The following is a 15,647-nucleotide window of genomic DNA, read 5'->3' on the forward strand; positions in this document are numbered from 1 at the left end:
ACCATGAAAAAAACAACATTAAGCTTTATTGTTGCAGCTGGATTAATTTTAGGGACAGCTGCTCTATTCGGTCAGAAACCATCTGACGTAATGACTGAAAATTCCATTCATTTAGCTGAAAATAATACAGGTAGCGGTATTGAAGGTACCTGGAAAATCCATAAAATAGATGGTCAGAAAGTTGAAAATGATTTAACAAAGACATTTGCTCCTGGTGGTGTAATGATTAGCAAACAAGGGCGTGCTAGCAAAAAAACAAAATGGAAAATGGAAAACGGAAAACTTTGTGTAAATGAAGTGGGAGACGATTTTTCTTGTTGCGAATATAAAGTCACAAAAACTACTTTGACTTATACTATTATGGGGAGTGAGCTAAGTTTTATTCGCAAATAGTTTCAAGAAAATACATTAAAATTTGATATAAAAAATGCCCGAGTTTAGTCGGGCATTCGTTTTAGAAATATATAAGTAAGGTTACTTCAGTGTAAACTTCACCTTCGTTTTAATAGCATCTGAAGAGTTTCCGATTTGAGCTTCAAAATCTCCAGGTTCAGCTACCCAGTCGTGCTTCTGAGCATCAAAGAAACTTAAAGCAGATTTGTCAATAGTGAAAGTCACATCTTTTTGCTCTCCAGGATTTAAATACACCTTTTCAAATCCTTTCAATTCTTTGGCAGGACGTGGAACAGATGATTTTGAATCACTGATGTAAAGCTGGGCAACTTCTGCTCCGGCTTTCTTTCCTGTATTTTTAACCGTTACCGTAAAAGTAATGGTATCGTTTAGTGATAGGGTGTTTTTATCTGCTGTAGCTTTTCCAAACTCAAAAGTGGTATAACTTAATCCATGTCCGAAGCTGAAAAGAGGTTTGATGTTTTTGGTATCATGCCAACGGTATCCTACCAATATGCCTTCGTTGTAAGTGATATTGATCGGGTTTTTCTGATCTTTTCCTTTTCCTGCAGCCAATTCATCTTTCTGACCGGGATATTCTCCAAGCTGATGTGCTGAATTATCTTCAAGCTTTACAGGGAAGGTAAACGGAAGCTTTCCTGATGGGTTGGCATCACCAGCTAAAATAGAAGCGATGGAATTTCCAGCTTCAGAACCTAAATACCACGACTGTAAAACGGTTGGAACTTCTTTAATCCAAGGCATGGCAACAGCATTTCCCGAAACTAAAACTACAGCCAGGTTTTTATTTGCTTTGGCTAAAGCTGTAATTACATTATCCTGATTATATGGCAATCCATAGCTTTTTCTGTCGTTTCCTTCACTGTCCTGAAAGTCTGCTTTATTCAGTCCGCCAACAAAAATTACATAGTCAGATTTTTTGGCTAATGCTACAGCTTCATTTAGAAGTTCAGCATCAGAACGGGTATCTTTTAAATCCTGTCCGGATTTTACCCCATTGTATTCGCCACCAATATCTCCTACATATCCTCTGGCATACTGGACATCGGACTGTTTTCCAAATCTTGATTTTATCCCATCTAAAGGAAGGGTTTCATATTTTACCTTTAATGAAGATGAACCACCACCAACGGTCATGATTTTAATGGCATTTTCACCAATAACTGCAATTTTCTTGGCCTTATTGATGTCAATAGGAAGTACATTCCCCTGATTTTTTAACAGAACAATTCCTTCTTCTCCAATTTCCTTGGCTATAGCTTTATGCTCTTCAGAAGCGATATTCCCGAAAGGTTTATTTCGGTTCATTGTAGTTTTGTAGGCAAGACGAAGCAGTCTGGTTACCTTGTCATCCAATTCTTTTGTTCCTACTTTTCCTGCTTTAATCAGATCCAGATAAGGTTTTGCCAGATAATAATTATCATAGGCATTTTTGGTTCCGGCAGAAAGACCATTCGTCCATGAACCAAATTCAAGATCTAATCCGTTATGGATGGCCTGTTCGGTATTGTTAACAGCACCCCAGTCAGAAACTACTACCCCTTTATAATTCCATTCTTTCTTTAGAATATCATTTAAAAGATATTGATTCTGGCTGGCATATTGACCTTTATACAAGTCGTAAGCACCCATAATCGTCCAGGAGTCTCCTTCGGTCACTGCTGCTTTGAAAGGCGGAAGGTAGATTTCATATAATGTTCTGTCATCCACATTTACATTACTGGTATGGCGGAACATTTCCTGGTTATTCAGTGCAAAATGTTTTACAGAAGTTGCCACACCATTAGATTGTACCCCTTTGATGTAAGGGACCACCATTTTTGAGGTCAGATAAGGATCTTCACCCATGTATTCAAAATTTCTTCCATTCAGAGGAGTTCTGTAAATATTGACACCAGGTCCCAGCAGAATATCTTTTTTTCTGTAACGGGCTTCTTCTCCCAATGCTTTACCATAGTTCCAGGACATTTTCTTATTCCAGGTAGCAGATAAAGCGGTTAGGGCAGGGTAGGCGATAATGGAGTCGTTGGTCCATCCGGCCTGATCCCATTCGTCCCACATTACTTCAGGACGTACCCCATGAGGTCCGTCAGTCGTCCAGAATTCAGGAATTCCTAATCTTGGAACACCTGGAGAACTGAATTTTGACTGTGCGTGAAGCATGGCTACTTTCTCTTCCAGCGTCATTCTGGAAAGAGCATCCTGAATACGCTGTTCTACAGGTTTCGATTCATCTAAATAAACGGGAGTAGTGTTCTGGGCCATATAAGAAACAGAAATAAAGGTGAATAAACTTACAATGGCGGTTTTCTTTAACATATTGCCTTATTATTGGATTGAAGCAAAAATAAACAAAATTTTTATATTATCTCAAATTGAGAAAATAAATTTTAAGGCATAAAAAAACTGCCTACAAAATTGCTGACAGAATTTTTTTAGAAGGGAAAGATATTATAGGCGGATAGGCTGGGTATGTGAGATTTGAGGTCAATAGTCAATATTGCTTCGTAAGTGAATCGTCAATGACTAGTGAAAGGATAACAACCTTAAACTATAAACCCTGAACTTCGCATCCTGAACCGCATTACCATCCTTTTACGGCTCCTCCTTTAAAAACTTCAAGGGCTTTCTTTTCCACTTCGTCCGATTGATAAGCTTTAACAAAGTTTTTTACCTTCTGACTATTCTTATTATCCTGTCTTGTCACGACAAGGTTAACATAAGGAGAATCTTTATCTTCTTTAAATATCCCTTGCTTTTCCGAATCCAATCCGGCCTGTGCTGCAAAGTTATTATTGATAATTCCTACTACAACATCTCTGTCATCCAAAACCCTTGGGATTTGTGCCCCTTCAATTTCCATAATTTTCAACTGTTTCGGATTTTCTGTGATGTCGGTAACCTTTGGAAGTAATCCAACTCCTGCTCTTAGTTTCAGCAAACCATTTTTTTGCAATAGAAGTAAAGAACGCCCACCATTGGTAGGATCATTGGGAATAACAATAGTGCTCTCATTCTGCAACTGACTAAGATTTTGGATTTTCTTTGAATAAGCTATGATAGGATAGACAAATGTATTTCCTACAATAGCAAGATTATATCCTCTTTGTTTTGACTGTTCAGCTAAATAAGGAGCATGCTGAAAAGCATTGGCATCAATATCTCCGTTCATCAGAGCTTCATTGGGAACAACATAATCATTGAAAGGAATAAGTTCTACTTCAAGATTATACTTTTCCTTTGCTACCTTTTTAGCGACTTCAGCCACTTCCTGTTCCGGTCCGTAGGTAATTCCAACTCTGATAAAATTCGGATCATCTTTTCTTCCCGAACAGGCACTGAAAAGTAATATTCCAGCAGTGATTAAACCTAAAATCTTTATTTTTTTCATTCTATTCTTTTTAAATTGTAAAGAAGTTCCAACAGTAAAATCACAAAATCAAAATTATCTCTCTTGCTCTAAAACTCTAAAACCCTCAAACTTATCTATGGTCAAATTTCTTAGATAATCTATCTCCCATAAACTGGATGATAAATACCAAAAGCACAAGTAATACCAATACCGTATTCATAATGACAATATCATAACCGATATATCCATATTGGTAACCAACCTGACCAAGACCACCTGCTCCTACAGCTCCACCCATTGCAGAATAACCCACCAGTGTAATTAAAGTGATCGCAGCATTATTGATTAATGAAGGAAGCGCTTCCGGAAGTAAAACCTTTCTGATAATCTGCAAAGGAGAAGCTCCCAATGCTCTCGCAGTTTCTATTAATCCATGAGGAACTTCAATAAGGCTGTTTTCTACCAATCTTGCAATAAACGGTGCTGCTCCAACGCTTAACGGAACCAGAGCTGCATTCACTCCAATAGATGTTCCAGCCAAAATCCTTGTAAAAGGAATCATCCAAACAATTAAAATAATGAATGGAATGGCACGGAAAATATTTACAATAATGGATAACGTTCTATAATATACTGCATTTTCCAACAGTTGTCCTTTTCTTGTTAAAAATAACAGAATACCAACCGGAAGTCCCAGAACAAAACCAAAAAATCCTGACACGAATGTCATATAAACCGTTTCCCAGGTTCCTTTTGCCAAAAGGGCAAGTACTGCATCACTAAGCATATCCTTTTACTGTATTTTGAATTTTATTCTGATTAAAATAATAGATGGCTTTTTGGTTTTCCTCAGCCTCTCCTTGAAGTTGCAAAAGTAGTTTACCAAAATTAGAATTCCCAAAATATTCTACATCCGCTTTCAAAAGTTTATAAGGAATTTTATGCTCATTATATAGCGCTGAAAGAATCTGTTCAACACTTATGTTTTCGTTAAGTTCTATTTCGACCAGCGGAAATAAACCATCCTGTGGTTCTTTCTGTAGTCTGTTATTGAGTTCCTGTGGCAGGGTCATGACATCTGAATTTATAAATTGTTGGATCACCGGATTTTCCCGGTTTGAAATGATCTCACTTAAAGTTCCTTTAGCTAATAGTTTTCCTTTGTCTATCACAGCAACATGGTTACAAACCGATTTAATCACTTCCATTTCGTGGGTAATCAGAAGGATGGTAATCCCTAATCTCAGGTTGATATCCTTTAGCAGCTGTAAAATAGATTGAGTGGTTACCGGATCCAGCGCACTGGTTGCTTCATCACAAAGGAGGAGGTGAGGATCATTGGCCAGTGCTCTTGCAATAGCTACCCTCTGCTTTTGTCCTCCCGAAAGACTTCTTGGATAATCATTGGCTTTATCCTCAAGGCCTACGATTTTCAGTAATTCGTTGACCTTTTTATGGATTTGATCTTTGCTGCTGTGATTCAGTTCCAGCGGAAGTGCTATATTATCAAAAACGGTTCTTGAAGAAAGAAGGTTAAAATGCTGGAAGATCATTCCTATTTTCTTACGCTCTTCAGCAAGCTGCTTTGAGCTTAATTGAGTAAAATTCTTTCCATTAATAATTACCTGCCCTTCATCTGGCCTTTCCAGGAGATTAACCGTACGGATCAGTGTACTTTTTCCTGCACCGGAGAATCCTATGATTCCTACGATATCTCCTTTATCTATATTGAGGCTCACCTGATCCAATGCCTTAAAGGCCTGTTTCTTCTGGTAAAATGTTTTTGATATGTTTTTGATTTCTATCATTCTGATGTTGTATACTGTTTAAATTGGCTGATAGCGTCTACCTGCCCTGTTAAAAAATCTTTTAAATCTTCTGATTTTCACCTTAGATCGTTTTGAAAGCTTGAAATATTTGGTAACATTGGTCAGCAATACTCCCAGCAATATGATTGCCAAACCATATAACTGGCCTCCATTGATACTTTGATTGGCTACAACCCATCCCGCAATAACCGTAATAATAGGGTTAATATAGGTATGGGTACTTACCAACGCAGCAGGCTTCACAGACAGCAGCCAAATGTACGACAAATAAGCGACTATAGATCCAAAGAAGATCAAAAACAGAACACCTGCCCATGCGGATACAGGGACGTTTGAGACCGAAAAATCATTCCATTCCCCTCTGAATAAAGCAATAAGAAAAGCGGTTATTCCGGCTACAATAAGTTGTTGGGCAATATTCATAAATGTAGATTGTGAAGCCGGATTTTTCTTGGAATATAAAGATCCTAAAACCCATGCAATAGAGCTTAATCCTAATACGACAAAAGCAGTAATACGAAGTTGGGGATCAGCAGCGGCATGTGCAGCCGTTGAATTTACACTTCCTTTTAAGAAAAAGATTAATCCTACAAAACCAATGGCTAATCCTATTGGAATAAACTTATCCGAGAAATAATATTTCCAGTTTTTTCTGTCGATGGCAATGAACCAGAAGGGTCCTGTTGCTATAGAAATTGCAGCTTCAGAAGCTGTTACATATTGTTCCCCCCAGGCTACAAGACCTGTTCCTCCGGTAAGGATAAGAACTCCGGTGATCGCGTTTTTCTTCCAGTTGATCAGTGAGTTTGCTTTTTCTCCTTTAGACAGGAGATATCCGATCATCAGAATCCCTGCTACCAGAAATCTCAATCCCGAAAGAATGAACGGCGGAAAACCTTTCAAGCCAAATGAAATAGCTAAAAACGTAATCCCCCATATTACATAGATGTTTGTAAATGCCAATGGAACCAGCCATTTGTTTTTAGAATTGCTCATTTTTATTTTTTTAATGTTTTGGTTTTTTAAATAAAAAAGGCCCTACAACTCGGTAGGGCCTTTGAAAGTATGTCATATTAAAAGTAAGGTCACCCACAGTATTCTTGATGCACATGCATACACATATCCTTCATCATGTTTTTAATGATGTATTTATTGGTTGCGGTATTTCTTGTTTTTGTGCTCATTTTATTTTATTTCCTGAATACGTTTGCAAATATATAATATAAATTTTATTAGTCCACTAAAAAAGTAGGGTTTTTGAATATTAAATTATTGTTAATGTTTTATATCGCTTGTTTTCAGTGTTTTAAAATTGATGTTTTTTTGATTTTAATATTGTTAAAACTTTAATTTTTATTTTTTAATTCATTTTTAATTGAATTTGTTGGTTTTTTATGTTGTAAAAAAGATAAAATAAATTGAGTTTTTTGTGAATTGTGTAAATGTGAAAAATGGAGGTTGATAATATAAATTATGAAACTGATAAAAGCAAAAAGTAGGGAAGAGCTATAAAAGAAAGGGAATGGAAACAGGGGCAAATATTGTACAAGGAAGAAGTGGGCTTTAATACAACTGACCGGCTGAAAAATTGAAACACTTTGATGTTCAGAGGTTCCGGGGTTTAATTTTTTTAATTAGTGAAAGTCAAAAAAAATCCCGATTTTTGCCTCCTTCAATAAACCTGAGTTCATGAAATTATGTATTGCCGAAAAACCAAGTGTTGCCAGAGATATCGCCAAAGTATTAGGTGCTACCGCATCTAAACAAGGCTATATGGAAGGGAACGGCTATTGCGTAACATGGACGTTCGGGCATCTTTGTACCCTGAAGGAACCTCACGATTACGGTCCACAATTCAAATCCTGGAATTTATTTTCACTACCGATTATTCCAAGCAGTTTTGGAATAAAGCTGATCCCGAATAAAGGCGTTGAAAATCAGTTTAAAGTGATTGAAAGATTGGTGGAAGAATGTGATGAGGTCATTAACTGTGGGGATGCCGGGCAAGAAGGAGAATTGATCCAGCGTTGGGTATTGCAGAAAGCAAAATGCAACAAGCCTGTTCAGCGTTTATGGATTTCCTCATTGACGGAAGATGCCATCAAAGAAGGATTTTCAAGCCTTAAGCCGGCAGAAGATTATAAAAACCTTTATCTGGCAGGAAATGCAAGAGCAATAGGAGACTGGTTATTGGGAATCAATGCAACAAGACTTTTTACCAAGAAGTTTGGCGGAAATAAAGCCGTTCTTTCCATTGGAAGGGTACAGACTCCTACATTAGCGATGCTGGTTCAGCGTCAAAAAGAAATTGATGCCTTTACCACAGAAGAATATTGGGAACTGAAAACCAAATACCGTGATGTGGTTTTCAATGCTGCAATTGATCGTTTAAAGACATTAGAACGCGCAGAAAAAGGACTGGAATATCTTAAAGTAAATCCGTTTGAAATTGTTTCTTTCGAAATAAAAGAAGGAAAAGAAAAGAATCCAAGGCTTTTTGACTTAACAGGATTACAGGTTGAAGCCAATAAAAAATACGGGTATTCTGCAGAAAATACACTGAACTATGTTCAGAGCCTTTACGAAAAGAAGCATGTAACCTATCCGCGTGTTGATACCACGTATTTATCAGATAGTTTATATCCGAAAATAGAAGGGATTCTCAGAAAAATGTATCCGTATCAGGAATTGATTGCTCCATTACTGGAAGCCCCGATTCCAAAATCAAAAGCAGTATTTGATGATACCAAAGTAACCGATCACCATGCGATCATTCCTACGGAAGTTCCCCCTTCTCAAAATCTGAGCAGGGAAGAAAAACTGATCTATGATCTGATCGCGAAACGCTTCATTGCTGTTTTCTATCCTGAATGTAAAATTTCCAATACATTGGTTGAAGGTAAAGTAGGAACTATTCCTTTCAAAACGAGCGGAAGACAGATTCTGGAACTGGGATGGAGAGCCGTTTATGCAAAAGAACCGAAAGAAGAGTCTACTGATAAAGAAAAAGAGAAAGAGGAAGAACAAACCATTCCTGAGTTTGTAGCAGGGGAAACCGGACCTCACGATCCAATGATTCACCAGGGGAAAACAACTCCTCCAAAGCCTTATACGGAAGCAACATTGCTGAGAGCAATGGAAACAGCCGGAAAGCAGGTTGAAGATGAAGAACTGCGTGAAATGCTGAAGAATAACGGGATTGGAAGACCATCTACCCGTGCGAATATCATCGAAACGCTGTTCAAAAGAAAATACATTGAAAAAAAGCGAAAAAATCTGATTGCCACTCAAACAGGAATTCAGCTGATTGATACCATTGAAGATGAGCTTCTAAAGAGCCCGGAACTGACAGGTGAATGGGAATCTAAACTTCGTAGAATTGAAAAAGGGGAGTATGAAGCCAACCTTTTCAAAGAAGAACTCATCCAGATGGTAACAGAACTTACTGATAAAGTAGTTTACGGAAAAGGAAAGGTCATTACCCTTCAGGATGAAGAAAAAGAAGAGGTGAAGGAAAAGAAAAAAAGAGAGCCTGTACAGAAAAAAGAACTCCAGTCCTGGGAAGAAACCAAGTGCCCGAAATGTAAGGAACATAATCTCATCAAAGGGAAAACAGCTGTAGGGTGTTCTGATTTCAAAAATTGTGGGTTTAAAATCACTTTTGAAATCTTCGGAAAAAAATTATCTGATAAACAGCTGTTAGATCTTGTTTTAAAAGGGAAAACTTCTAAACTGAAAGGTTTTAGCGCTCATCCGGAAGGACTTACAGAAGGGGTTCTTTCTTTACCTGATGATTTCCAGGTACAGCTTGGCTAATCATTACACTAATAAGGTCATATAACTTTACCCCAACAACTTTCTCCAATATTTCAATTGGAGAAGTAATAATTTACTCTTTTTCGGATAGGTGAATTCAAAGAAAATCTAAATTTTTGAAGAGGAGTAGTTCATGATCCTCCTAATCCATTTACTATTTCCAAAAAAACAAAATCTCCGGGAGAGCCGGAGATAAAAACACAAATGATGAAAAAAAATTATTTCGAGCCGCAAAATTAGATATATTACTACACATATTATGATAGAAAAGCGTAAAAAAATGATAATAAATTCCCCAACAGGTTTTCGTTAACAAGGGATGATCAGGTTTAACACTTGTTCGGGTATGAAATCTGACAAAATTAATAACCTTTAAATTCCAGAAAATTTCACGTGGCATATTTTCACTGCAGATTTTTACAATTAGATTTCAAACAATTAGATCAGATTCTGAATAGAATAAGCTTCTTCTGGATGTGTTCATACTGCATTGAATTTACTGTACTTTTCGGTTGTATAGCTAAACACCAAAATGAATAACTAATCAGATGAGGTTCCTTTGATAAAAACTATTTTTCTATGGACTTCCTAAATTGGGTTGGAGTTACCCCTGTTTTTGACTTAAAAAATTTAGTAAAATTGGTGAGCTCTTTGAATCCCAAATTGTAAGAAATCTCACTGATATTTAACTGATTGTACATCAGATTTCTTTTAATTTCTAATATCATCCTGTTAATTAACCACTGTTTTGGGGTTTCCTTTTCCGCTTTAAGAAAAGCTTTCTGAAGTGTTCGGAGAGTTATATTCAATTCTTCACAATAGTTGTCAAGACTTAAATGTCGATCTAGATTTTTATTTACCAGTGATTTAAATCTAGCAACCAGCAGTTTGTCTCCACAAAAGTCAAGGTTAATTCCCTTTATCTAAGTCGTAGTTCTACTACAATTTTAAAAATTATGTCAAAAAAATATACTTTGGCATTGTTTTTATCTATATATGGTGATATAATTAAAAACACACATAATCGAATGAAAAAAAACATCTCAAACTCAGAGAAGATTTCTGAGAACCATATTTCGGGCATCAATCGGGTCATTAAGCTCGATATTGTAGCTGGTGGAAAATCTATTCATCATTTTAAACATTTCCGTTTACAACAAAGCGCAAAAACCCATCATAGTTTTGAACTTATTCTGGCTCATGATTCTTTGAATGAAATTCAAAACTACAATCTTGAACAGGCAAGGCAATTCATGGGAAAGCGATTGACTGTTACATTCAAATACAAAGATCCAGAGCATGAAAATCCTGAAAGGACATTTGTGGGAATTATTACAAATGTATCATTCAGTAAGGAAAAGATGAGCTTGGGAAATATTGTACTTAAAGGTTACAGCCCCACAATTCTGATGGATTCTGCTCCACACGCACAAAGTTTTGGAGGAGGTCAATCTGTAAATACTTCCATTATTGCAGACAGGGTTATCAAGGAAGCGTTGGGTACAAATGAGTTTGATTTCAGGGTAGAAGCTCAAAATAACAGTTATATCAACTACAGTGCACAGTATTGTGAGACTCATTATAACTACCTTGCCAGAATTGCTGAAGCCTATGGAGAGCAGTTTTATTATGATGGTGAAGTGTTGCATTTTGGAAAGCTCCCGCCTAATGAAAAGTCTATTAAACTTATTGATGGCAGTAATATAAATGATGTTACTATTGAACTAAAGGCAGTACATACAAAACCTGAATACTTTGGTTATAATAGTAGTAGTCATACAAAAATGTTGGGTGTTGACAATCGTATTAAGCATTTAGGTGAGTTATCAGCCAAAGCTTATGAATTGAATGATGCTATCTTTAAAACTCGTTCATTAACCCCTACTCCCATTAATGCCAATATGTTTCGTGATGTAGATGATTCCCAAAAGAGTGCAAGAGGCAGTAAGGCAGTAGATGTTTTTACCGTTTCAGGAGAAACAACAGTTCCGTTTTTATATATTGGTTGTGTAGCTGACTTAGCTATGAGAAAGCCAGACAGCAATCAAACCTCTCATTTTACTACTTTAATGATTACAGAAGTAAGTCACGAAGTTGATGCAAGGGGATATTATACAGGAAGCTTTGAAGCGATTGCCGAAGGAACAGGTTTTATGCCAAAGCCTAATTTTGAAATGCCTAAAGCTGAGCCACAAGTAGCAACTGTTATCTCCAATGTTGACCCTTTAAATCAAGGAAGAATACAAGTACAATTCGATTGGCAATTAAATGATACAACAAGCTTTATCAGAATGATGAGTCCTGATGCAGGAGGAACAGACGCTATAAGCCAGAACAGAGGGTTTGTAGCCATTCCTGAAATTGGAGATCAAGTAATGGTAGGTTTTGAGTATCACAATCCAGATTTCCCTTTTGCAATGGGCGGAATGTTTCATGGAAATGTAGCATTAGGAGGTGGAGTTAATAATCACCTGAAATCTATTCAAACCAGAAGCGGAATCCGTATTTTGATGAATGATGCTGAGGGAAGCGTAAATATTATTGATCCAAGTGGTAATACTTATTTTATGGATGGACAGGGAAATATTACGGTGACTGCTCCTAAGAATATGACTTTCAATGCGGGGGGAAACATTAGTATGACTGCAGGAATGAATATTATATCTAATGCAGGGATGAATATTTCTGAAACCGCAGGAGTGAATCACAGCAGTTTTGCAGGGGGGATGATGATGCAAAATGCTGTTGCAGACTATTCTCTAATGGCAGCAAATATTATGGAAATAGCTCAAGGAGAAAGAAAGTCCAAGGCAAAGAGTGTTACAGATCAATCCAAGAAAAAACAGGTTGTATCTGACGAAAAGAATGAGCTTCATACAAAGGGAACCTTTGAAAATAATAGTGGAGAAAGATCTAAAATGCACTAAACATGGCAGGTGGAAAAATTACAAGAATAGTAGGTGGTACTAATAGCATAGAATGTGAGACTTGGACAGTTTATACAGATGAGTTTTCAGCGTATGCTGGACAAGGAAGCCACTTCACTGCTGATGGGGGAACTAATTTCGGAGAGCCAAAGGAAGCCCCATCCTCATATACATATTTTGAAAAAGGTTGGTGGACAGATGAAGCTGGTAAGGAAATAAAAGAGGCACGATTAGGAGATAAGGTCCAGTTTCATCTGAAAATGAAGAATATTAAGTCTCCCGAAGGAAAAAAAGTTAACCTTGAGTTACGGGAATGGGATGAATTTAATTTTCTTCTTTATATTTTAAGTTTTACTAATAAAGAACTAGTAGGACACAAGAATTCCAAAGGATATGAAACTATAAATATTGTAAGTGTTAATTCAGATAATAACGAAGTACTAACAGATTGGAAATTAAATAAAAACTCTGAAATTATAGTATCTTTATTATTGGACGAAGATGCATTAATAAAAATGATAGCTAATGATGAAGGAAGAGATTTGGAACTGTATTTTCGATGTAGATATATTGATGAAAATAATTTTGTTGAAGTAGCAGAACTACCTTGGGAAAACTGGAATTACCTCAAAGTTAAACCTAGGCCTATAACGGAATCTATTATTTTGGTTCATGCATCCGATAATCATCCTCTCCCAGCAATATATTCGTCTGAAAATGGAAGTCCATGGTATGTTGTAGCTATGAAGAATGGTATGTATACGAATAAGATAAATACATTATCAAAACCTTATGGTAGTGATTATAAGAAGGAAATAACTGCATTTGAAAAAAAAGCTTATAAAATTGCCATTAGAAATTTAGAAAAAGGGGAATTAATTTTTAATACAGGAAGAAAAGGAACTACTTCTCGGTTCTATGATTTAGATATTTCCGAAATTGATAAAGAATTTAAGACAAAGATAAAGGTAGGAGTAAATAGAGGAACAGGCATACCAGGAGAGACTTCCAGAGGAATTAGCCAATTGGAAGCTCAAAGCCAACGAGGTATAGCTGGTACTATAAAAACAGTTGGAGAGATTGCAGGTCTTTTCGGAGTTTTAGCAGATATGGCTGCTTTATTAAGAGGAGCTGCAGATCACAAAATTCCACCACCATCAATTATTCCACCATTTGTAACTATGGAAGTTGAAAGAATTATTGCAAATTTAGAAGAGGGATTTATAGAATTTTGGAATAAAGAACTTCAAAAGGCAATAATGCAAGGTAAAAAAGAAACAAAAAGTTTTTTAGAAAGAAGTGGATTTGATGAAAGTAAAAATTTAAAATTTAAAGTAATCGATATGACAGAACAAGGTATAATGATGATTTTAAACAAAGAAGTTTATGAGATTAATAATCCAGATAATCCAAAATCATTGAAATTTATTGATGAATTACAAGGGTTAGGAGTTGGCTCTTTTGACCACGGTGTATTAATTCAATCCATAGATGAAAATGATAAATACAATAGACCTACTACTAATCATTATATTCATGCTATTTTTGTAAATAATGTTAAGCTTTAAATTATGAATTTGATAAAATACTTTATTTTTCTATTGCCAATTCTAACCTCTTGTCAGCAATATAATAGTTCTCCATTTGATAAAAAAGAAGCTGACTACAGAAAGTTGCCAGAATCATATAATAAACTATTATTAGACAAATTATGGGCTAAAAGAGACTCATTAACATACCTAAGATTTAAAGAAATAAATACAGTTATGGGAGAGGTAGATTCATTGCCTAACTGGATATATAGGTTTAACAAGTTAGAAGATATTTACTTGACAGGTAATTCTGAAAAGAAGAATAAATTATCTAAAGAAATTAAAAGGTTAGAACATTTAAAACATTTAAATTTAATAGGTATGAATATTGACTCATTACCAGAGTCTATATATCATTTGTCAGAACTTCAGACTATTAATTTAGATAACAATGATTTAAAGCTATTAAATGAAAATATATCAAGCTTAGCAAAGCTGACAATTATCTCTCTAAAAAATAATCCAATCGAAGCAATTCCTTATTCGATATGTAACTTAAACCAACTAAAATCAATAGTACTTGAAAATACTAAAATTTCTAACTTACCTTCTTGCTTAGGAGGATTAGAATATTTAGATTGGATTAACGTTTCAGGAACACAGCTTAAAGAATTTCCAATTGAAATTTTAAAAGCACCTAAATTGACAACAATTCATGCAAGAGGTTTAAAACTTAAAAATTATAAAGAAGTGAAAGCTATTTGCATGAAAAAAAATATTACTCTTTACTATGATGAATAAAAGATATATTTAATTTGTGAAATCCCCATCCCATAAACATGATTATCTTAAAATTTTATTCCTTGTATTATTTTTACTAGGATTAACTTTGTGTGGGTTAATTGAGAGTAGTCTTAAAATTCTCTATATAGCCATTCCTCTTATACTACCTTATATTTTTGTCGTTATTTATGAATATTTCAGAGATATAAATAACCCACAAGAAGATTTTCAATGTAATGAAATTCAGGTTGAAGAACTTCTAAAAACAGGCATTCCTATTACAATTAATTTTGAAAAAGTAATAAAAGACATTACGGAATTAAGTCCTCAAAAAAACGAAGATATTGAAATACTTCAGCAGTATTTTTTCCCATTTAAAGAACTTGTTAATAATAGTGGTAAGGAAACATTTACCTTGATTCAGTTAAAATACAAAATAGGAAGAAAGTCTTTTCAAAAAAAGATTATTTTTCCTTTCTCAAAGCAAAGTACAATTTATATCTTAAAGATGAATAAGAGTACGAATTTATATTATAATGAAGAATCTCCTCAAGAATCTATTATTGATCTAGAGTTTTTAGAGAGTTATATTTAAAACCTGTTTAAACTTTTATTTTCCTGAGGAATAAAATAGTAAACGTCAAATAATGTAGATTTCTCCAGGTTATATTCAAAGTTTCAAACCTTACTAATAAAGCTTTGAAGCTATCAAGCCAGGCATTTGCTTTTTCTATTTTGAATCTTCTTTGATAGAGTTGAGGATAGAAGTATTTTTCATGCTTCGTATCCCTGTTACGAGTATTCTCTTTGATATTCCCGATAATTTCTTTTTGATTGAGAAGATCTCTGAGTTTTTTACTGTCAAAACCAGAAGCTTTATAAGAAAAATATAAAGTTAATAGAAGTCTCTAATTTAAATGAGATTATTAACTATATTAATACGGGGTATACAAATGCTTCAAAAAACTATAGAACAAAAGAGGATGAGTATGGT

At 35.2% G+C, this 15,647-nt stretch carries 12 protein-coding genes and 1 pseudogene; 6 read left to right on the top strand and 7 right to left on the bottom strand.

The window, feature by feature from the left end; all coding sequences use genetic code 11:
• The first annotated feature begins 3 nt into the window (after window positions 1-3).
• Window positions 4-393, top strand: a complete 390-nt coding sequence (locus WH267_RS02395) for a hypothetical protein (protein WP_115971264.1) — start codon at window positions 4-6, stop codon at window positions 391-393.
• Window positions 394-474: 81 nt separating this feature from the next.
• Here the strand turns inward: WH267_RS02395 and WH267_RS02400 are convergent, their stop codons facing one another.
• From WH267_RS02400 to WH267_RS02420, 5 genes are all read right to left on the bottom strand, one after another.
• Window positions 475-2,733 (bottom strand): glycoside hydrolase family 3 C-terminal domain-containing protein, encoded by a 2,259-nt coding sequence (locus tag WH267_RS02400; RefSeq protein ID WP_340005324.1) that lies wholly within the window; start codon window positions 2,731-2,733, stop codon window positions 475-477.
• A 265-nt stretch (window positions 2,734-2,998) separates the two neighbouring features.
• Window positions 2,999-3,805: a methionine ABC transporter substrate-binding lipoprotein MetQ gene (metQ, locus tag WH267_RS02405; protein ID WP_123318436.1), complete on the bottom strand. Its 807-nt coding sequence runs from the start codon at window positions 3,803-3,805 to the stop codon at window positions 2,999-3,001.
• Between the two features lie 91 nt (window positions 3,806-3,896).
• Complete coding sequence (gene metI, locus WH267_RS02410; protein WP_115971267.1) at window positions 3,897-4,553, bottom strand: methionine ABC transporter permease MetI; 657 nt, start codon at window positions 4,551-4,553, stop codon at window positions 3,897-3,899.
• A complete protein-coding gene (locus WH267_RS02415; RefSeq protein ID WP_340005329.1) occupies window positions 4,546-5,574 on the bottom strand; it encodes a methionine ABC transporter ATP-binding protein in 1,029 nt (342 codons plus the stop codon). Before WH267_RS02415 ends, metI begins: the two co-directional genes overlap by 8 nt.
• A gap of 18 nt (window positions 5,575-5,592) precedes the next feature.
• Window positions 5,593-6,591, bottom strand: coding sequence for an EamA family transporter (locus WH267_RS02420; RefSeq protein WP_340005331.1), 999 nt, complete (start codon window positions 6,589-6,591; stop codon window positions 5,593-5,595).
• 693 nt (window positions 6,592-7,284) lie between these two features.
• On the opposite strand from WH267_RS02420, the gene WH267_RS02425 reads away from it, so the two are divergent.
• The gene (locus WH267_RS02425) at window positions 7,285-9,411 is read left to right on the top strand and encodes a type IA DNA topoisomerase (protein ID WP_340005333.1); all 2,127 of its coding nucleotides are present in this window, start codon (window positions 7,285-7,287) and stop codon (window positions 9,409-9,411) included.
• Between the two features lie 569 nt (window positions 9,412-9,980).
• Here the strand turns inward: WH267_RS02425 and WH267_RS02430 are convergent.
• Window positions 9,981-10,220, bottom strand: a complete 240-nt coding sequence (locus WH267_RS02430) for a helix-turn-helix domain-containing protein (protein WP_228438669.1) — start codon at window positions 10,218-10,220, stop codon at window positions 9,981-9,983.
• Between the two features lie 219 nt (window positions 10,221-10,439).
• Here WH267_RS02430 and WH267_RS02435 point away from each other — a divergent pair, with 219 nt between their 5' ends.
• The 4 genes from WH267_RS02435 to WH267_RS02450 are packed head-to-tail and all read left to right on the top strand — an operon-like array spanning window position 10,440 to window position 15,248.
• Window positions 10,440-12,338 carry a type VI secretion system Vgr family protein gene (locus WH267_RS02435; protein WP_340005336.1) on the top strand — a complete coding sequence of 633 codons (1,899 nt, stop codon included), beginning with the start codon at window positions 10,440-10,442 and terminating at the stop codon, window positions 12,336-12,338.
• A 2-nt stretch (window positions 12,339-12,340) separates the two neighbouring features.
• Entirely contained in the window at window positions 12,341-13,906 is a 1,566-nt protein-coding gene (locus tag WH267_RS02440) for a hypothetical protein (RefSeq protein ID WP_340005338.1), read from the top strand.
• 3 nt (window positions 13,907-13,909) lie between these two features.
• The gene (locus WH267_RS02445; protein WP_340005340.1) at window positions 13,910-14,671 is read left to right on the top strand and encodes a leucine-rich repeat domain-containing protein; all 762 of its coding nucleotides are present in this window, start codon (window positions 13,910-13,912) and stop codon (window positions 14,669-14,671) included.
• Between the two features lie 16 nt (window positions 14,672-14,687).
• Window positions 14,688-15,248 (top strand): hypothetical protein, encoded by a 561-nt coding sequence (locus tag WH267_RS02450; protein ID WP_340005343.1) that lies wholly within the window; start codon window positions 14,688-14,690, stop codon window positions 15,246-15,248.
• Window positions 15,249-15,255: 7 nt separating this feature from the next.
• On the opposite strand, the pseudogene WH267_RS25075 reads toward WH267_RS02450, so the two are convergent.
• Window positions 15,256-15,513 (bottom strand): annotated as a pseudogene (locus WH267_RS25075) (IS5/IS1182 family transposase); the annotation flags it as partial.
• Window positions 15,514-15,647: the final 134 nt, after the last annotated feature.

It is taken from the genome of Chryseobacterium sp. MYb328, assembly GCF_037572595.1.
In the GTDB taxonomy this organism is placed as follows: Bacteria; Bacteroidota; Bacteroidia; order Flavobacteriales; family Weeksellaceae; genus Chryseobacterium; species Chryseobacterium pennae.

Coding starts and splice junctions, on each gene's coding strand:
- metI (WP_115971267.1), bottom strand. CDS start 4,553: ATGCTTAGTGATGCAGTACTTGCCCTTTTGGCAAAAGGAACCTGGGAA.
- metQ (WP_123318436.1), bottom strand. CDS start 3,805: ATGAAAAAAATAAAGATTTTAGGTTTAATCACTGCTGGAATATTACTT.
- WH267_RS02425 (WP_340005333.1), top strand. CDS start 7,285: ATGAAATTATGTATTGCCGAAAAACCAAGTGTTGCCAGAGATATCGCC.
- WH267_RS02435 (WP_340005336.1), top strand. CDS start 10,440: ATGAAAAAAAACATCTCAAACTCAGAGAAGATTTCTGAGAACCATATT.
- WH267_RS02420 (WP_340005331.1), bottom strand. CDS start 6,591: ATGAGCAATTCTAAAAACAAATGGCTGGTTCCATTGGCATTTACAAAC.
- WH267_RS02395 (WP_115971264.1), top strand. CDS start 4: ATGAAAAAAACAACATTAAGCTTTATTGTTGCAGCTGGATTAATTTTA.
- WH267_RS02445 (WP_340005340.1), top strand. CDS start 13,910: ATGAATTTGATAAAATACTTTATTTTTCTATTGCCAATTCTAACCTCT.
- WH267_RS02415 (WP_340005329.1), bottom strand. CDS start 5,574: ATGATAGAAATCAAAAACATATCAAAAACATTTTACCAGAAGAAACAG.
- WH267_RS02440 (WP_340005338.1), top strand. CDS start 12,341: ATGGCAGGTGGAAAAATTACAAGAATAGTAGGTGGTACTAATAGCATA.
- WH267_RS02400 (WP_340005324.1), bottom strand. CDS start 2,733: ATGTTAAAGAAAACCGCCATTGTAAGTTTATTCACCTTTATTTCTGTT.